Source organism: Flavobacterium sp. N1719 (assembly GCF_025947045.1).
In the GTDB taxonomy this organism is placed as follows: domain Bacteria; phylum Bacteroidota; class Bacteroidia; order Flavobacteriales; family Flavobacteriaceae; genus Flavobacterium; species Flavobacterium stagni.
Window position 1 is genome coordinate 370267 of sequence record NZ_CP109993.1, and the last position, 17132, is coordinate 387398.

The 17132-nt window shown below is 39.7% G+C and carries 18 protein-coding genes; 8 read left to right on the forward strand and 10 right to left on the reverse strand.

Features of this window, described 5'->3' with window-relative positions:
* Nucleotides 1-3: 3 nt before the first annotated feature.
* A complete protein-coding gene (locus OLM45_RS01380) occupies nt 4-2262 on the reverse strand; it encodes a CotH kinase family protein (RefSeq protein ID WP_264511336.1) in 2259 nt (752 codons plus the stop codon).
* Between the two features lie 247 nt (nt 2263-2509).
* Between OLM45_RS01380 and OLM45_RS01385 the strand changes: the two genes are divergently transcribed.
* From OLM45_RS01385 to OLM45_RS01410, 6 genes are all read left to right on the forward strand, one after another.
* Entirely contained in the window at nt 2510-3562 is a 1053-nt protein-coding gene (locus tag OLM45_RS01385; protein WP_264511338.1) for a sensor histidine kinase, read from the forward strand.
* Nucleotides 3559-4242: a LytR/AlgR family response regulator transcription factor gene (locus OLM45_RS01390; protein ID WP_264511340.1), complete on the forward strand. Its 684-nt coding sequence runs from the start codon at nt 3559-3561 to the stop codon at nt 4240-4242. The genes OLM45_RS01385 and OLM45_RS01390 overlap by 4 nt, the downstream gene beginning before the upstream one ends.
* Nucleotides 4239-4856 carry a hypothetical protein gene (locus OLM45_RS01395; RefSeq protein ID WP_264511342.1) on the forward strand — a complete coding sequence of 206 codons (618 nt, stop codon included), beginning with the start codon at nt 4239-4241 and terminating at the stop codon, nt 4854-4856. The genes OLM45_RS01390 and OLM45_RS01395 overlap by 4 nt, the downstream gene beginning before the upstream one ends.
* A gap of 90 nt (nt 4857-4946) precedes the next feature.
* Entirely contained in the window at nt 4947-5951 is a 1005-nt protein-coding gene (locus OLM45_RS01400; RefSeq protein ID WP_264511344.1) for a T9SS type A sorting domain-containing protein, read from the forward strand.
* Between the two features lie 291 nt (nt 5952-6242).
* Entirely contained in the window at nt 6243-7625 is a 1383-nt protein-coding gene (locus OLM45_RS01405) for a T9SS type A sorting domain-containing protein (RefSeq protein WP_264511346.1), read from the forward strand.
* A 98-nt stretch (nt 7626-7723) separates the two neighbouring features.
* Nucleotides 7724-8419 (forward strand): SGNH/GDSL hydrolase family protein, encoded by a 696-nt coding sequence (locus OLM45_RS01410; protein ID WP_264511348.1) that lies wholly within the window; start codon nt 7724-7726, stop codon nt 8417-8419.
* Here the strand turns inward: OLM45_RS01410 and OLM45_RS01415 are convergent.
* From OLM45_RS01415 to OLM45_RS01430, 4 genes are all read right to left on the reverse strand, one after another.
* Nucleotides 8416-8748, reverse strand: coding sequence for a 2Fe-2S iron-sulfur cluster-binding protein (locus OLM45_RS01415; protein ID WP_264511350.1), 333 nt, complete (start codon nt 8746-8748; stop codon nt 8416-8418). The two genes, OLM45_RS01410 and OLM45_RS01415, sit on opposite strands and share 4 nt — an antisense overlap.
* Before the next feature lie 3 nt (nt 8749-8751).
* Nucleotides 8752-9804: an NAD(P)/FAD-dependent oxidoreductase gene (locus tag OLM45_RS01420; protein WP_264512902.1), complete on the reverse strand. Its 1053-nt coding sequence runs from the start codon at nt 9802-9804 to the stop codon at nt 8752-8754.
* Nucleotides 9805-10015: 211 nt separating this feature from the next.
* Nucleotides 10016-10255, reverse strand: coding sequence for a NifU family protein (locus tag OLM45_RS01425; RefSeq protein ID WP_129460607.1), 240 nt, complete (start codon nt 10253-10255; stop codon nt 10016-10018).
* Nucleotides 10256-10311: 56 nt separating this feature from the next.
* Nucleotides 10312-11442, reverse strand: a complete 1131-nt coding sequence (locus OLM45_RS01430; RefSeq protein WP_129460606.1) for an Mrp/NBP35 family ATP-binding protein — start codon at nt 11440-11442, stop codon at nt 10312-10314.
* Between the two features lie 321 nt (nt 11443-11763).
* Here OLM45_RS01430 and OLM45_RS01435 point away from each other — a divergent pair, with 321 nt between their 5' ends.
* Nucleotides 11764-12594, forward strand: a complete 831-nt coding sequence (locus OLM45_RS01435; protein ID WP_264511352.1) for a UDP-2,3-diacylglucosamine diphosphatase — start codon at nt 11764-11766, stop codon at nt 12592-12594.
* Here the strand turns inward: OLM45_RS01435 and OLM45_RS01440 are convergent.
* Genes OLM45_RS01440 through trmB form a run of 3 tightly spaced genes read right to left on the reverse strand, consistent with a single transcriptional unit; the run spans nt 12572 to nt 14239 of the window.
* The gene (locus OLM45_RS01440; protein WP_264511354.1) at nt 12572-12922 is read right to left on the reverse strand and encodes an MGMT family protein; all 351 of its coding nucleotides are present in this window, start codon (nt 12920-12922) and stop codon (nt 12572-12574) included. The genes OLM45_RS01435 and OLM45_RS01440 overlap by 23 nt on opposite strands.
* Nucleotides 12923-13546 carry a LysE family translocator gene (locus OLM45_RS01445; RefSeq protein ID WP_129460603.1) on the reverse strand — a complete coding sequence of 208 codons (624 nt, stop codon included), beginning with the start codon at nt 13544-13546 and terminating at the stop codon, nt 12923-12925.
* Between the two features lie 21 nt (nt 13547-13567).
* Nucleotides 13568-14239: a tRNA (guanosine(46)-N7)-methyltransferase TrmB gene (trmB, locus tag OLM45_RS01450; RefSeq protein ID WP_264511356.1), complete on the reverse strand. Its 672-nt coding sequence runs from the start codon at nt 14237-14239 to the stop codon at nt 13568-13570.
* A 68-nt stretch (nt 14240-14307) separates the two neighbouring features.
* On the opposite strand from trmB, the gene OLM45_RS01455 reads away from it, so the two are divergent.
* Entirely contained in the window at nt 14308-15366 is a 1059-nt protein-coding gene (locus OLM45_RS01455) for a glycosyltransferase (RefSeq protein ID WP_413614190.1), read from the forward strand.
* Here the strand turns inward: OLM45_RS01455 and OLM45_RS01460 are convergent.
* A complete protein-coding gene (locus OLM45_RS01460) occupies nt 15340-16380 on the reverse strand; it encodes a sensor histidine kinase (RefSeq protein WP_264511360.1) in 1041 nt (346 codons plus the stop codon). The genes OLM45_RS01455 and OLM45_RS01460 overlap by 27 nt on opposite strands.
* Before the next feature lie 36 nt (nt 16381-16416).
* The gene (locus OLM45_RS01465; RefSeq protein ID WP_264511362.1) at nt 16417-17100 is read right to left on the reverse strand and encodes a response regulator transcription factor; all 684 of its coding nucleotides are present in this window, start codon (nt 17098-17100) and stop codon (nt 16417-16419) included.
* Nucleotides 17101-17132 lie beyond the last annotated feature (32 nt).

Below are 17132 nucleotides of genomic sequence, written 5' to 3' on the forward strand. Positions count from 1 at the left end.
AGTTTAATTTAAGACGATTATTTTTTGGGTTAACGCTCCATATTTAACAAGGTAGGTTCCAGAAACCCTACTGTCAAAATTGATAACGGTTTCCAATTGAGCATTGGTTTCTTGCACCAATTGACCTAACATATTGTATACTTCAATTTTAGTATTCTCATTGATTTGATTTAATACTACCGTTGCCGAACCATGGGTTGGATTGGGAACAATTTGCATCATTGGAGTTTGATTTCCAAATTCGGCGGTGGCCAGCGGACTGTTATTCGCGTTATATGTTGGCGCTTGAATCACAAAATTTCCAGTTCCGTTTGGTACACGGGCATACCCCATGTCGACTGTTTGGGCATTAAAAACCACTTGATCAATGACAACTTGTGCGGGATTGGCCAAGGTCACTGATTCTCCAGTAGCCGATAATTTCCAAGCGGCATGGAGTATACCATCAATGGCTTCATCATCAGCCCAAACTATTAAATACCCATTGGCAGGAATAATGGTTCCTACAGGAAATTGCCATTTGGTTAAATTGGTGGTATTATCACTCAGGTAAAATCCGCTTAAATCGACAGGATAACTCATATTGTTATACAACTCTACCCAATCTTCAAATTCGCCAACCTCATCCGTTATCGTACTGTTATTCTGTGCCATCAATTCATTAATCACTACTTGACCTGAAGTAACTGCGGGATAATCGCCCAACAAAGTATAGTACTCATGCTCGGCGCGTTCGGGTGCAAACTTACCAATAGTCGTATTTTCTGCATATAAATAATATTGCATTGAAATGGCTGCTAACGTAAGTTGAGCACCATAGACATTATCTCCGGCGGCACCATCATTATGCGCTCCATCGTCATACATCGTTACTTTAGTGAAAGGCTGGAGTGCATTAAACCGGTAACCGATGTACACCGAACTTGCTGTGGCATTGGTAACGGTTGCCCGCATGGTGAAAGTACTGTTAAGAGCAGGTGCAGCAGGTACCGCGGTTATCGCTGCAATAGAAGGTTGCGTGGCAGTAAAATCGGACTGTGCCACTAAATACGTATTTCTTCCGTTCATTAAATTCGACAACCCAGGAGCCGTTTGCATTCCCGAAGCTACATCGGTTGTCAAGTTGGACGTAAATTGAGCAGTTGTAAAGAATTTATTTACATCAGCAGCAACATCACTTGCAATTAACGATTGGAAACTTTGCGCTTTGGTGTAATAGGAATTGTTGGAAATATTTTCTGTCAAAATCGTTTTGTAATGGGCTAAATATTTGCGCTTATACGTTGGGATAGCCAATAATTTACTCACCAACGGCCAAGCCGCATCGGCTGAATGCAATGTGTGTGACATTTGACGTTTTGCAGCAGTTGTGGTAAGGTTGCCCGAACCTGTATCACTGAACGTTCCAAACGACATATTCAAATCCCAAACGATAGGATTAAAGCGACCGTTATCGTCTTTGTACAAATAATAATTTTGTTTGAACTTACCGATATAGCTATCTAAATTCACCATCACATTATCGAAGGCCAGCATCCAAAGTGCACGATCAACATCCAATACCGTTTCGATGGCAGCGGTATTGTTATTCAACACATTACACAAATTGATTAAGTCATTCCAGCCATCCAATGATTTCATATCATAAGCGGCAGTATAACTCGCACTGGAAGTTCCTAAATACTCCAAACTTGGATAGTTGGACGAACCTGGACCGGCTCCAGCTGGCGGACTACAATCAAAAAAAGCATTTCCATTGGAACCAAAATGCGCATCGACAAACTTCTTAGAAATAGACTCTACGTTGGTATACAGTCCGATGAAAGTCCCATTCACATACACCTTTGCATAATTGGCTTTAGGCGCATGCATGTATTGGCGAAGTATATCATAGGCAACGGTTTCACGCACAAAGGATGGATCGGAAAAAACATTATTCAATTTAATATCGGTATAACCTTGATAATCTTGATTAACATAGGCATCCAATTCAATGTGAAACGGATTTTTAACATTATTGGGATTATACGAACTGTTCCCTTTGTATTTCACCCCAACATTGGGAAAAACAGTGCCATTAATAGAAACCGATTGCGCTTGAGTGTAAACATCCGAAGCTTCTGCCGCATCTAAAATAGCATCCCAATTGGATTGGGAAAAGGTAATTTCGATAGTTTGAATGGTGTTGGTATCGTAAAAGGACTGACCGTTCACAATTCCTGCAAAGAGAACAACAACAAAACAAGTAATGAGTTTTTTCATTTTTACTAAATTATTTAAACTTGATTAGACGAAATTATCAAAAACTTCATGCACAAATTTCTCAATTTCTTAACAATTTGGTAATATTTTGTGAAAGTAGATTGAAATGTCTTTGCAAAAAAAAGAATTCGGTTAACCGCAGCTTTTTGTAGGTCAACTATATTTTACCTCCAAAAAAAAGCGTTTTACCTCAATAAAATAAACATAACCAACACATTGTTTATCTTTAGGTCATAGAAACAAAACCATGCAAAACAAAAAATTTTTCCTTCATCTATTGGGAAGCATTGCTTTTTTAAGCCTGCCTGTACTACTTTCTCCCGACATAAATATGGGTTGGAATTTATTTCGGATCAATCCCTTTTTAAATCATTTTAGTCAGCAATTTTTTTTGTTGACTTTGTTTTACGTTAACTACTATTGGCTCATTCCAAATTACTTTTTTGGCAAAAACCCAACGCTTTACTATTACTTGTTTAATGGATTATTCTTAGCCTTAATACTTACAATTCCCTCCTATTTTTTTCCTTTTCATATGGGAGAAAATAAATTACCTCCGAATGCGATGATGGGAGAAATTCCTCCTATGAAAAGTTTCCCCAAACCCAAAAATGGAATTTTTGGTCCCTTCATGGAAGGAGGAATTTTTAAAGCAGGACTCATTTTAGGGTTATCCTATTTGCTAAAAATGAATCAACGCTTTTCAGAATTAAAAAATGAAAAGTTGAGTGCTGAAGTTTCCTACTTGAAAGCGCAAATTAACCCGCATTTTTTATTCAACACTTTGAATAGTTTATATGCTTTGACCCTTCAAAAATCAGACGAAGCTTCTAAAGCCGTTTTAAAATTATCCGGCATTATGCGCTATGTAGTCGTGGAAAGCTCTAAGGAACACGTATCTTTATCTAAAGAAATTAATTACATTCAGGATTATATTGAACTACAAAAATTACGACTGGATGAATCGGTTAATTTGAAAGTCAATATTGAAGGTGATAGTAATAACAAACAAATTGCGCCTTTAGTATTAATTCCGTTTATTGAAAATGCGTTTAAATATGGTATTAATCCCGATGAACAAAGCTACATTTCCATTTTGATTAAAATTTTTGAAAATGAATTGTACTTGGAGGTCGAAAATTCCATTGTGAATGCTGAAATTTCTGAAGAATTCAAAACAGAACAAGGCATAGAAAACACTTTGAAACGTTTGGAATTTATTTATCCCAAAAAACATCAATTTAGGGTGTTTGAGTCCGAAACTGTTTATACTATCCAACTCAAAATCTATTTGGAATGATAAAAGCAATTGCCTTAGACGACGAACCTTTAGCGCTAGAAATAATTAGTCATTTCTCAAAATCCATTGACTTTATCCACTTGGAAAAAACATTTACCAAACAAAATGAAGCGATGAAGTATTTGCGTAATTATCCGGTTGATTTAATATTCTTGGACATCAACATGCCTCAAAAAAATGGAATTGATTTTTTTAAATCGTTAAATGCTGATCCGATTTTAATTTTCACAACGGCCTATAGCGAATTTGCTGTGGAAGGTTTCAATATCAATGCGACGGATTATCTTTTAAAACCGTTCTCTGAAGAACGCTTTGTACAGGCCGCAATGAAAGCACGCAACGAATTTGAGTTCCGAAAAAACCGTTCTGTCCAAACGCATTTGATGATTCGAGCCGATTATAAATTGTACCGCATTGAGTTTGATTCTATCCTTTTTATAGAAGGTTTGGACGACTACATTCAAATTCACCAAACTAACGGCACAAAGATCGTGGCGCGGTATTCCATGAAAAGTATTTTGGCAAAACTCCCCGATCAAAAGTTCATACGGATTCACCGCTCTTATATCGTGTCCACCAATTATATCAAATCCATTCAAAACAAAACCGTAACATTGAATGATTTTGTTTTGCCCATCGGAGACACATATAGAGATGATGTTTTAAAAATTATTCAATGAAACAATTCCCATCCACTATCTATAAACGTTTTCTCCAAAAACAGGAAAATACAGCCGCTTTTCAATGTACTACTATTGTAGCAATTCCAAATGAATTAACTATTTATGACCTTGTGATTTTTCCGGAGCATCAGTGGCAAATTCCTCCTCCAGACACCTCCATAATTCTATTGCCATTAGCTGGCACAATTGGTGTCAACTGTGTGACGTTTTCCGAAGAATTGTCACCATCCCAATTGGCATTTGCTTCAAATTTCGATGAAAAAAGCGGAAGAATTACCAATCCGTATAATAATGATGCCGTTAATTTTTTAGCCATTCAAATAAAAAAATCATCCTTTGAACAGAGACTTTACACGATTGAATTTCCATTGTTCGAACTTACTCACGACAACTTTTATCTGGCTATACGCAAATTTGGTAATCGAGAAGAATATGATTATCACCCACAAAAAACTAGCAGCGAACTACTTATAGTTTGTCTAGCAGGGGCTTTTGAATTTGAAAATCGCTTGGTCGAAGACCGTGAAGCACTTCGGTTGATGGCTATTGACAAATGTGAAATGGAATCTCTAATTGAGGATTCTATACTGCTGTTTATAGAGCAATATTAAAGTTTCACCGCATAAATTATCTAGTTAACCTCTTAATTCATAAATGTATTCTTAAATTTTTTTTCTTTATTACACTAAAACAAAAAAATCATGGAAAGAAAAGATTTTATTCGAAAAAGTTTTGGTGTATTAAGCGCAGCTATTGTTGTGCCGAGTATATTAAAAGCAGGTAATTCAGAAAATGAAGAAAGTACGACTACTTGTTCAGTAACGAGTAGTGAAACTGCAGGACCCTTTCCTACGCTTACACCCGACTCCCTTATTAGAACGAACATAGTCGGCGATCGTACAGGCATTCCTTTTGATATCACAATTTCAATCATGAATATTAATGCCAATTGTGCTGCTTTAGAAGGTGCAATTGTTGATATTTGGCATTGTGACAAAGACGGTTACTACTCGCAATATGGAGGAACGGCCATGCAAACTGTCAATTATACGACTAATACTTTTTTACGAGGAAGACAGACCACAAATGCAAATGGTCAAGTAGCTTTTACTTCCATTTTCCCTGGATGGTATACCAGTAGAGCCACGCATATACACGTTCATATTTATAATGCAGCGGGGACTTCTTTGTTAGTCACACAAATTGCATTTCCTGAAGGAACTAACAGTGCCGTTGTACAAGCCAATAGTGCCACTGCTTATGGCTACACCAAAGGCATGACAGGGTACACTTACAACGCCAGTGATAATGTTTTTTCGGATAGTGTGACTAGTGAAATGAGTACGATTACGGGCTCCGTTAGTTCAGGTTTTGCATTGACACATACGATTTATGTAGCAGGACCTGTACTTGAATCAGAGGAATTCAATTCCAATTCCTTTTTCTTGGGTCAAAATTACCCCAACCCGTCTGCTACTTCAACCAAAATCCCAATTGTATTGAATGAAGACTCACAAGTTGAAACAACACTTTTCACACTTACGGGTCAGCGTATACTAACGCCAATTCAATCCAATCTAAGTGCGGGTATTCATGAAATCGAACTTGATGTAAGTTCGCTAGCTAAAGGGATGTACATCTACAAAGTGGTTGTGGAAAACACTTCTGGCCGATTGGAACAGAGTAAAAAATTGATTAAAGATTAATTAACCGCAAGAATACTGCTGTTTACCTCAATCTTTTTTTTGTCAAAAAATTTAATCTCAATTTTGAATCAGCAATTAAGGACAAACTTAATTGAGTTTGCTATATCACACTTGTTGTGAATTAAGTAATGTGTTTAGTTTTTTTCATGATGAAGGAGTTTCAAGTTTTGAGCTCCTTCATTGTTTTTTTGACTAAAATTGAATTTCACCTCCCAAAAAATCCTATTTACCTCAATTTATTGTAATTAAAATGATAGCGAAATACATTAGCTCCCTAATGATCAATTTATAATGAAAACAAAACTATTTACATTGTTGGCTCTTGTTGCAGGATATGCTTCTTGGGGTCAATCACAACGAACCGTATTTGGTAACACAGTGGAAAAAATAAACCCAAACAATGGTTTAATTAAATGTGTTTCAACCGAATATGAAAACTATTTACAAAGTCAGGATGCATCCCGAAATACCGCAGCCTTTGAACAATGGATTGCTCCAAAAGTAGAAAACATCAAAAATCAATTATTGAGTGGAAAATCTACTGCAACTGTAGTGACAATTCCTGTTGTAGTTCACGTGATTCATAACGGAGATGCGGTAGGTAGCAATGAAAATATTTCAGATGCACGAGTATTATCGCAAATCACTGTACTGAATCAGGATTTTAGAAGAATGTTGAACACCAATGGCTATAATTCTAATGCTGTAGGTGCAGACATTGAAGTGGAATTTTGCATGGCGCAACGCAAACCGGATGGAACAGCAACCAATGGTATTGACCGTGTAAATTTGGGCACAGCCAATTGGGCGACTGAAGCCAGTGTAGAAGGCACCTTAAAACCCAATACCATTTGGGATCCTACCCAATACTTCAACATTTGGGTGTGTGCATTTAGCACAAGTGCATCTGCAGAATTGGGTGGAGTTTTGGGTTATGCACAATTTCCTTACGGCTCTGGACTTTCAGGATTAACTGGAGTGACCAATACAGCGAACACCGACGGTGTAATCATCGATTACCGTTGTTTTGGCACTAGTGAAATTGCACCTGGAACTTACTTCACCGACTATGATTTGGGTCGAACAGCTACCCATGAAATCGGTCACTGTTTTGGTTTACGCCACATTTGGGGAGACAATACTAGTTGTACAGTTAATGCTACCGATAGCGCCAAAGATTATTGTCCCGATACGCCTGCGGCAGCCAACGAAAACTACGATTGTGCTTCAACCTATGATTCGTGTCCTTCTGCAACAGGAAATGATATGACCGAAAACTATATGGATTACACGAATGACAGTTGTATGAATACGTTTACTTTAAATCAAAAAGCGCGTATTTTGGCCGTAATTCAAAATTCGCCTCGTAGAAGTACATTACCAACTTCCTTGGCTTGTCAAGCGCCTTTAAGTCGGGCTGAATTTGGCGTATTGGACAACTTAAAACTGTATCCTAACCCCGCCACTGATAAGGTTATTATCAATATCTCAGAAGGAACGGACTTACCCGATGCGTATCAAGTATTTAATGCTTTGGGACAAAAAATCGCTGAAGGTCAAGTTGCTTCAAGTGCCGATTTAACCCTTTCCACTGAAAACTGGGAAAGTGGGGTGTATTTTGTCAAGGTAATCAAACAAAACAGCTTTAAAACATTGCAATTGCTGAAAAAATAAATGTTTATTCTAATTGAAAAAAGGGCACAGTTTAACAATTGTGCCTTTTTTTTCATCCTTAGGTCTCGTACTTTCGTAAGTAGTTAAAAGGCAATTTCATGCGAAAACTCATTGCATTAGGGCTCACCTTCCTACTAATAGGATGCTCTTCAGAAAATAGCACTGTATCCACACCAACGGATACACGGATGATTAATATACTTGCTTTGGGCGATAGCTATACCAAAGGCGAATCGGTTTGCAGTACCTGCAATTTCCCTTCACAACTTCGAGACAGTATCAACGGACGCAGAAAAAACACCCTCACCACGGCACGAATTATTGCCCAAACAGGCTGGACAACCTACAATTTAAAAAATGGAATTAATCAAGCGAATGTCCCAAATGACTATGATTTGGTTACCTTATTAATTGGAGTGAATAATCAATACCAAAACCAACCCTTTTCTTTGTACCAAACCGAATTCCCTGAATTGGTACAAACGGCCATTCAAAAAGCAAAAGGCGATAAAACAAAAGTCATTGTGGTTTCGATTCCGGATTATGCTTTCACACCGTATGGAGGCGGAAATCCGGCGATTACCAATGGACTTTTACCCTACAACCAATTTGCAGCGGATTACTGTTCGCAACAGCAAATTACGTTTGTAAATATTACGGATATTACACAGTTGGGACTACAACAACCTAATTTGGTCGCCTCCGACGGTTTGCATCCTTCTACGCTAGCCTACACGAAGTTTGTGGAACGTATTCTTCCGGTAGCTTTACAAAAACTAGGGCTCACGAATTAAGCATACGGCGCCAATTCTATAGCCAATCCGTCAATTTCGGGGGTAATATGAATTTGACAGCCCAAGCGGCTGTTATCTTTTACATTGTAGGCTTCCCATAACATGGCATCTTCATCGGGGTTTTTTTCGGGTAAGGCGACATCATTCAATACATAACATTGACACGAGGCACACATCGCCATACCACCACACACCCCAATGGTTCCTTCGGGAGCTAATTCGTAGGCACGCACTAACTCCATGATATTCATGTTCATATCGGTAGGTGCTTGTACTTCATGAGTGACCCCGTCACGATCGGTGATGGAAATTGTAATATCGGTTGCCATACGTTATTCGATTGATTTTACGACCGCTTTCTCAGCTTCTTTACGGGTACCGTCAAAACCGTCAACACCTGAAACCGTAGTGTATTTCAACACATAGCGTTTTCCGGGGTTCAAACGATTGTACACGCTTTGACACATTAACGTCGCTTCATGGAAACCGCACAAAATCAATTTTAATTTGCCCGGATAAATATTCACATCACCAATGGCATAGATGCCGTCGATGTTGGTTTGATAATCCAACGCATTGTTTACTTTGATGGCGTTTTTCTCGATTTCCAAGCCCCAGTTGGCAATAGCGCCCAACTTTGGAGTCAAGCCAAACAACGGAATGAAGAAATCTGTGTCGAGTGTTTGTTGTTCACCGTTGATGTCTAAGGTTAAGCGTTGCACATGACCGTTTCCTTCGATGGCGGTGATTTCTGCTGGGGTTATCAAGTTGATTTTCCCCAACTTTTTCAATTCTTGTACTTTTTCTACCGAATCCAATGCGCCACGGAATTCGTTGCGACGGTGTACTAAAGTCACTTCACTCGCCACATTGGACAAGAAAATACTCCAATCCAAAGCGGAGTCGCCACCACCCGCGATGACGATACGCTTGTCACGGAACATTTCTGGATCTTTCACGAAATATTCCACGCCTTTTTCTTCGTATTCGTCGATGTTATCGATGAGCGGTTTACGCGGTTCAAAGGTTCCTAGGCCGCCTGCAATCGCAATTGCTTTGGCATGGTGTTTTGTCCCTTTATTGGTAGTTACGATAAATGTTCCGTCTTCTAATTTGTCGATGGTTTCAGCGGTTTCTCCTAAGGTAAATCCGGGTTGGAACTGCTTGATTTGTTCCATCAAGTTGTTCACCAAATCACCCGCTAAAACTTCAGGGTAACCGGGAATATCGAAAATGGGTTTTTTCGGATAGAGTTCGGCCAATTGCCCGCCCGGTTGGGGCAAAGCATCAATCAAATGGCACTTCATCTGTAAAAGTCCCGCTTCAAAAACAGCAAAGAGTCCGGTGGGTCCGGCCCCAATTATTAAAATATCGGTTGTAATCATTTGTCTTTTGGGTTTAAAAGTCGGATCCAAATTTCGTCCCACTTCTCGAAACATTCTATGATAATTGTCACGTCCGGCGAGCACTGCGCGAGGGATTGCGGCATTGTTTGAGCACGCCCGAAGGGATGCGAGTGCCAAAAGCCCGACCCCGATGATGGCTTATGCTGTGTATTGCACAACCGTGACCAGCGGGGGCGCGCCCAAAATCAAATTACAGTACGTTTTCTACCGTTTCGATTTGGGGTGCATAGCGTTTGATGGTCGTTTCTACGCCGGCTTTGAGTGTCATTTGATTCACACTACAGCCGATGCAAGCGCCTTCAAAACGCACTTTCACGTGTTTATCCTCTTCGATAGCAACCAATTTGATATCGCCACCGTCTGAATTCAAGAAGGGTCGAATTTCCTCGAGGGCTTTTTCAATATTTTCAATTAATTGATCCTGACTCATGTTCTCAAAATAGTATAAAACCCCAGGGCGATGGGCACCGCGCTAGGGTTAATGGATTAGTTTTTCTTTACAGCAGAGCATCCGGCCATCGTGGTAATTTTGATGGCTTCGGTGGGTGGCAAATGTTCGTTGCGACTCACCACTTCGCTCACCACATTGCGCGCGATGTCTTCGTACACTTTCTCCAACGGAGAAGCGGTTTGCAAGGCAGCGGGACGACCGAAATCGCCGGCTTCGCGGATACTTTGTACCAACGGCACTTCCCCCAAGAAGGGTACTTGCAAGTCGTCGGCCAAATTTTTAGCCCCTTCTTTTCCGAAGATGTAGTATTTATTGTTCGGCAATTCTTCAGGTGTGAAGTAGGCCATATTTTCAATGATTCCCAAAACCGGAACGTTGATGGACTCCGATTGGAACATCGCTACTCCTTTGCGGGCATCGGCCAAGGCCACTTGCTGCGGCGTACTCACCACAACGGCACCTGTAATCGGTAACGATTGCATAATCGAAAGGTGAATATCACCCGTTCCTGGCGGTAAATCGATTAACATAAAATCCAAATCGCCCCAAGCCGCATCAAAAATCATTTGGTTCAACGCTTTGGCCGCCATGGGTCCGCGCCAAATCACAGCCTGACTCGGTGACGTGAAGAAACCGATAGAAAGCAACTTGATTTCGTAACTCTCAATAGGTTTCATTTTGGACTTGCCGTCTACTTCGATGGAAATCGGTTTCTCGGTTTCAACATCAAACATGATTGGCATCGACGGTCCGTAAATATCGGCATCGAGCACCCCCACTTTAAAGCCCATTTTGGCTAAGGTTACAGCTAGATTCGCCGTTGTGGTTGATTTCCCCACGCCGCCTTTTCCTGAAGCTACTGCAATGATATTGCTGATACCTGGAATGGGTTGGCCTTTAATTTCATTTTTCTCGGGCACTTCTACTTTGATGTTCACTTTCACCACCGCTTCCGCTGAAAATTGGTCGTGGATAAGTTTGCGAATATCGTCTTCTGCGCGTTTTTTGATGTGCATGGCGGGTGTGGTTAATACCAAGTCCACCACCACTTCATCGCCAAAGGTCATGACGTTTTTTACCGCACCACTCTCCACCATATTTTTACCTTCTCCGGCCACTGAAATGGATTCCAACGCCTTGAGAATATCTTTACGATCTAATTTCATTTTTATTAAGACTGATTTTAGATTGCAAAGATACAAGGAAATGCAAAGAAACGACCGTTAAAGAATTGAAAATGTTTATGGGAAAAGGGCATTTAATTATAGTGAATTTGGAGCGGCAGTAGGCTGCACTTTTCACGCTGCTTCCCGCTATCCGTTGCAATCTGCCGGCGGTCGGATAAACCGCCCTCCCGCCGTCAGGATTTCCACTGCTATCGGGGCTAACTTTGACGTAACGTGCGGCTATCAACCTTTACTTTTTGATAATTTGTGCATTACGGTGACGCAACATGCTTGTTCTAACTTTGAAGAAAACTAACAATCGTGAAAAAACGAAAAGTAGAATTGGTTGTGCTCTCTGACATTCATTTGGGCACCTATGGCTGTCATGCCACCGAAGTGTTGGAATACCTGAATTCGATCAAACCCAAAACCTTGGTCTTAAATGGCGACATTGTAGACATTTGGCAATTTCGGAAATCGTATTTTCCGCCTGCACATCAAAAAGTATTGAAGAAAATCATTTCGTTGAGCGCCAAAGGAACAAAAGTCTATTATTTAACAGGCAATCACGACGAACTCTTGCGCAAGTTTACCGATGTGCATTTGGGCAACTTTTCATTGTTAAACAAACTTACGTTAAACCTAGATGGCAAAAAAGCGTGGCTGTTTCACGGTGATGTTTTTGATGCGTCGATTACCCACGCCAAATGGTTGGCCAAACTCGGCGGATGGGGCTATGACTTGATGATTGTTTTGAACCGTTGTATCAATTGGGGTTTGAAGAAAATGGGGAAAGAACCCTATTCGCTTTCCAAAAAAATTAAATCGAGTGTAAAAGGTGCGGTGAAATTTATTTCCAATTTTGAGAGCATTTGCGCTGAGATTGCGATTGAAAACCACTATGACTATGTGATTTGCGGCCACATTCACGAACCCAAAATGGAAACGGTGACAACAAAAAAGGGTTCGACCCTCTACCTCAACTCGGGCGACTGGGTAGAAAACTTAACCGCCTTGGAATACCATCACCAACGGTGGAAAATCTACCACCACAAAACGGATTTTATTCGCCAAGAAAATATAGAAGAGGAAATAAATTTCGATTATGAAAACCAGTTGGTTGAACAGTTTATGGAGTTGATTCGGAACTAATTGCCGGTTGCCAAAAGTGATTCTTAAAATCAACGATTTGGTTGTTTTCTACACGAATACCTTCGCTTTCGAGCAGTTGCTGCATTAAATTCGTTCCCTCAAAATGGTGTTTCCCCGTGAGTAAACCCAGTCTGTTGACTACGCGATGTGCAGGAACATCTTCACGGTTGTGACTCGCATTCATCGCCCAACCCACCATACGCGCTGAACGTGCTGCCCCGAGTGCTTTCGCGATAGCGCCATACGACGTTACTTTCCCTTCCGGAATTTGCCGAACGATGGCATATACCCGTTCGAAAAAATGGTCGTTATCGGGTTGTTTTTTCATTTATTTGAGAATATTCCAAAGGGTAAGTAAAGCAACTATAGCGGTGATTGAACCAATCATCCGATTCATGTACTGCAGGAAAAAATCAGTTTTGGATTTTAAATGCGCCACAAAAATCATATAACTATAGAAAACCAAAAAGGATCCCGCCACAACGCCCACGACCAAACTTACTTCTTGGCCCCAACTAAAATCAAAATAGCCGTAAGAAGCCAACGTCACGCTAATCACTACATAATACGGTACGGGCAATAAATTTAACGCTGAAATCAACATCCCCATAAAAAACCGACTGCGCTTGCTTTTGAGTTGGATGCGGTTATCGTTTAGATCCGGTTTTTTCGCAAAAAAGAAAAAATAGAGAGTCAAAACGACAAAAACGATTAATCCAATCAAGCGCAAGGTGGTTACAATTTCTTGGTGCTGACTGATATATCGCGCGCACAGAACCGATACATAGGTTTGTATCGCAATGACCAACAAGGCACCCAATACAAAAATCATCGCCCGTTTCAACCCATCGGTCAATCGAACCTTGGCGACAGTCATATTGATGAGACCAGGCGGAAGTACGCCCACAATTGCCGCCACCAATCCCGTTAAAAATGGGATGAAAAGAGTCATTAAATAGGGTTAAATTGGAAACTAATTGATTTTAAAACGAATATACGTAATCGCCTTGTTGATTTCCAAATATTGTTGCTCGTAAAATGTTTTTATTTCGGTTACTTCTTCAGGGGCACCGAGATTATGGTAAATATTGTGGTTGGCATATAAGACTTCATGTCCTAAACCGTGTAATAATCCCAACGTATAGCCATGCATAAACTCGCTATCCGTTTTCAAATTCACCACGCCATTGGGTTTTAAAATCTTTTTGTAGCGATTGAGAAACTCGGCATTGGTCATGCGGTGTTTGGTGCGTTTGTATTTGATTTGCGGATCGGGGAAGGTAATCCAGATTTCATCGACTTCATTTTCTGCAAAAATATATTCGATGAGTTCGATTTGCGTACGTACAAAAGCTACATTATGCAAACCCGTATCGACAGCGGTTTTTGCCCCGCGCCAAAATCGGGCCCCTTTGATATCGATCCCCACATAATTAACATTCGGATTGCGTTGGGCCAAACCGACGGTATATTCACCCTTCCCGCAACCGAGTTCGATAATAATCGGATTGTCATTATTAAAAAATTGACGCCAAGAGCCACGGTGTGGAAAACGTCCTTCGACGACTTCCTCGCGTGTTGGTTGGATGACATTACTAAAGCTAGCGTTTTCGTTGAATCGTTTTAATTTGTTTTTACTACCCACGAGATTTCTTAAAGTTTTGGCAAAATTAACGAAAAGTAGGACATAACAAATTCTTTTATATTTGTAATGTGGAACCCTTGAACAACATTTTAGTGGCACCCTTAAATTGGGGACTAGGCCATGCAACCCGCTGTATTCCGATTATTCGTCAATTGCAGACGGTGGGATACAACCCCATCATCGCGAGCGATGGAGCTGCTTTAGCGCTTTTAAAGAAAGAATTTCCAAACGTACAATGTTTAGAACTCCCTTCCTATCACATTGCTTATGCAAAAAATCCGAAGAATTTTAAATGGAAATTGCTGAAAAACAGTCCGAAAACCATTGCTGCCATTTTTAAAGAAAAAAAATTGGTGAATCAATGGATTTCCGATTTTCAATTGGCAGGCATTATTTCGGATAATCGATTAGGAGTGTATAGTAAAAAAATTCCTTCGGTTATTATCACCCATCAACTGACTGTTTTTTCGGGAAAAACGACTTGGATTTCGAGCAGTTTGCATCATTTTTTCATCAAAAAATTTAAGGAATGTTGGGTCCCCGACTGGAATGGCGTGTTAAACTTAACAGGAGAATTGGGCCATCCCAACAAGAAAATTTCCAATGTTCGGTACATCGGTCCTTTGAGCCGTTTGCAAAAAATGGATGTTCCCCAAGAATACGATTATACCATTTTACTTTCGGGCCCAGAGCCGCAGCGCAGTTTATTGGAAGAAAAAATCCGAAAAGAAATGCAGGATTTTGAGGGTAAATTGCTGCTCATTCGAGGTGTTATTGAGGACCAACCTATTCGATACGAACCCCCATTTACTATAGTTAACTATTTAACTTCAGTTGATTTACCTAAGGCGATTGCAAGTTGTGGAAAAGTAATATGTCGATCAGGCTACACTACCATCATGGATTTGGTTGAAATGGAAAAGAAGGCAATATTTATTCCCACTCCTGGTCAATATGAACAAGAATACTTAGCTAAATATTTTCACAAAAAAGGGATGGTTTTAATGGTAAAACAAGATGATTTTTCTTTAAGAAAAATTAATTCTGCAATGTTTTATCAAGGGCTTCCTAAAAATCAAAATCAAAATTTACCCGATAATTTATTCTCCCTTTTCGAGCGTAAATGAAAATTCGGAGCCACTTCCAAATTCGCTCTCTACATATATTTTTTCGTCGTGGCGTTCAATGATGTGTTTCACAATGGACAACCCTAATCCGGAGCCGCCTTCGCTGCGCGCCCCACTTTTGTCCACACGGAAGAACCGCTCAAACAAGCGGGGAATGAATTGTTTTTCAATACCTTCACCGTTATCGCGAATGCGTACAATCACTTTATTTTTGACCAAATCTTCAATGGTGACTTCGGTTGTGCCGTTTTCTTTCCCGTACTTTACAGAGTTCATGACAAGATTGATCAAGACTTGACGAATCTTTTCTTTGTCGGCTCTTACTTTGATGTCTTTGCTGTACTTTCGATCAAACATCAAAATAATATTTTTTTTGTCGGCTTGCATTTCCAGCATATCAAACACACTCTGAATCAAATCGACAATATTGAATTCGGAGTAGTCAAGGGTGAGTTCGCCCATTTCTAATTTGGCAATCATATCCAAATCTTCTACAATATATACGAGTCGTTCAACTCCTTTTTGGGCACGATTGAGGTATTTTTTCCGTATTTCTTTATCCTTGACACCATCAATTAAGGTGTCAATATAACCTTGAACTGTAAATAAGGGCGTTTTTAATTCATGGGATACATTACCCATGAATTCGCGACGGTATTCTTCGCGTTCTTTCAAGTTTTCTAATTCTACTTTTTTATCGGTAGCATACTTTTTGACTTCTCGTTCTAAAGCAGCCATATCAGTAGTGATGGATTGACTTCGAAAAGAAGTAGAATCTAGTAACGAGACATCATCATAGATTTTTTTTACCCTTTGATAAATAAAAAGCTCCGAACGGTATTGAATTACAAAAAAGGAAAAGATGAGAATCCCAAGTGTAAAAATCAGGGTTAATTCCCATGAAAACTCAATAAAAAACAATTGAGTGATAGTTAAAAAAAGGGCAGAAAAAAGCGTAATATAGAGAGAAGAAACTACAGCAAATTTATATGTTTTCTTAATTTTTAATTTCATAAAACTCATTAGTTTGAGTTTATAAAGGTAGGTAATTTATATTTCAAACTTATACCCAACACCCTTAATCGTCTTGAAGAAATCTTCACCTATTTTCTCACGAAGTTTGCGAATATGAACATCTATAGTGCGACCGCCAACAATAACTTCATTTCCCCAAACTTTATCTAAAATCTCTTCGCGTTTGAACACCTTACTGGGTTTTGAAGCGAGTAGATAGAAAAGTTCGAATTCTTTTCGAGGTAGAATAATTTCTTCACCCTCGCGAATAATTTTGTATTCTTCACGATTGATTTCAATACTGCCAACCGTAATATTTTCATTAACTACTGCATCATCTTTTAGGCGACGAAGTAAAGCTTTTACCTTACTTACAAGTAACTTTGGCTTAATAGGCTTTGCGATGTAATCATCAGCACCGGCATCAAATCCGGCCACTTGCGAATAATCTTCGTTACGAGCCGTCAAAAAGGTAATGATTACATTGTTTAATTCGGGGATTTTACGAATGTTTTCGCAAGCTTCCATACCGTCCATTTCAGGCATCATCACATCCATAATAATGAGATGAGGACGTTCTTTTTTTGCGTTAGCAATGGCTTCTTTACCGTTAGTAGCTGTTACTATTTTGTAACCTTCTTGAGCCAAGTTATACCCAACGATTTCGAGGATATCTTGCTCATCATCAACCAATAAAATTTTAATGTCCTTTTTCTTCATAACGTAAATTTACGCAAATAAATCTTCGGTAA

Bases quoted from the DNA above. Each gene is read 5' to 3' on its own strand.
- OLM45_RS01380 (WP_264511336.1), bottom strand. From the start codon at position 2,262: ATGAAAAAACTCATTACTTGTTTTGTTGTTGTTCTCTTTGCAGGAATT.
- OLM45_RS01385 (WP_264511338.1), top strand. From the start codon at position 2,510: ATGCAAAACAAAAAATTTTTCCTTCATCTATTGGGAAGCATTGCTTTT.
- OLM45_RS01390 (WP_264511340.1), top strand. From the start codon at position 3,559: ATGATAAAAGCAATTGCCTTAGACGACGAACCTTTAGCGCTAGAAATA.
- OLM45_RS01395 (WP_264511342.1), top strand. From the start codon at position 4,239: ATGAAACAATTCCCATCCACTATCTATAAACGTTTTCTCCAAAAACAG.
- OLM45_RS01400 (WP_264511344.1), top strand. From the start codon at position 4,947: ATGGAAAGAAAAGATTTTATTCGAAAAAGTTTTGGTGTATTAAGCGCA.
- OLM45_RS01405 (WP_264511346.1), top strand. From the start codon at position 6,243: ATGAAAACAAAACTATTTACATTGTTGGCTCTTGTTGCAGGATATGCT.
- OLM45_RS01410 (WP_264511348.1), top strand. From the start codon at position 7,724: ATGCGAAAACTCATTGCATTAGGGCTCACCTTCCTACTAATAGGATGC.
- OLM45_RS01415 (WP_264511350.1), bottom strand. From the start codon at position 8,748: ATGGCAACCGATATTACAATTTCCATCACCGATCGTGACGGGGTCACT.
- OLM45_RS01420 (WP_264512902.1), bottom strand. From the start codon at position 9,804: ATGATTACAACCGATATTTTAATAATTGGGGCCGGACCCACCGGACTC.
- OLM45_RS01425 (WP_129460607.1), bottom strand. From the start codon at position 10,255: ATGAGTCAGGATCAATTAATTGAAAATATTGAAAAAGCCCTCGAGGAA.
- OLM45_RS01430 (WP_129460606.1), bottom strand. From the start codon at position 11,442: ATGAAATTAGATCGTAAAGATATTCTCAAGGCGTTGGAATCCATTTCA.
- OLM45_RS01440 (WP_264511354.1), bottom strand. From the start codon at position 12,922: ATGAAAAAACAACCCGATAACGACCATTTTTTCGAACGGGTATATGCC.
- OLM45_RS01445 (WP_129460603.1), bottom strand. From the start codon at position 13,546: ATGACTCTTTTCATCCCATTTTTAACGGGATTGGTGGCGGCAATTGTG.
- OLM45_RS01460 (WP_264511360.1), bottom strand. From the start codon at position 16,380: ATGAAATTAAAAATTAAGAAAACATATAAATTTGCTGTAGTTTCTTCT.
- OLM45_RS01465 (WP_264511362.1), bottom strand. From the start codon at position 17,100: ATGAAGAAAAAGGACATTAAAATTTTATTGGTTGATGATGAGCAAGAT.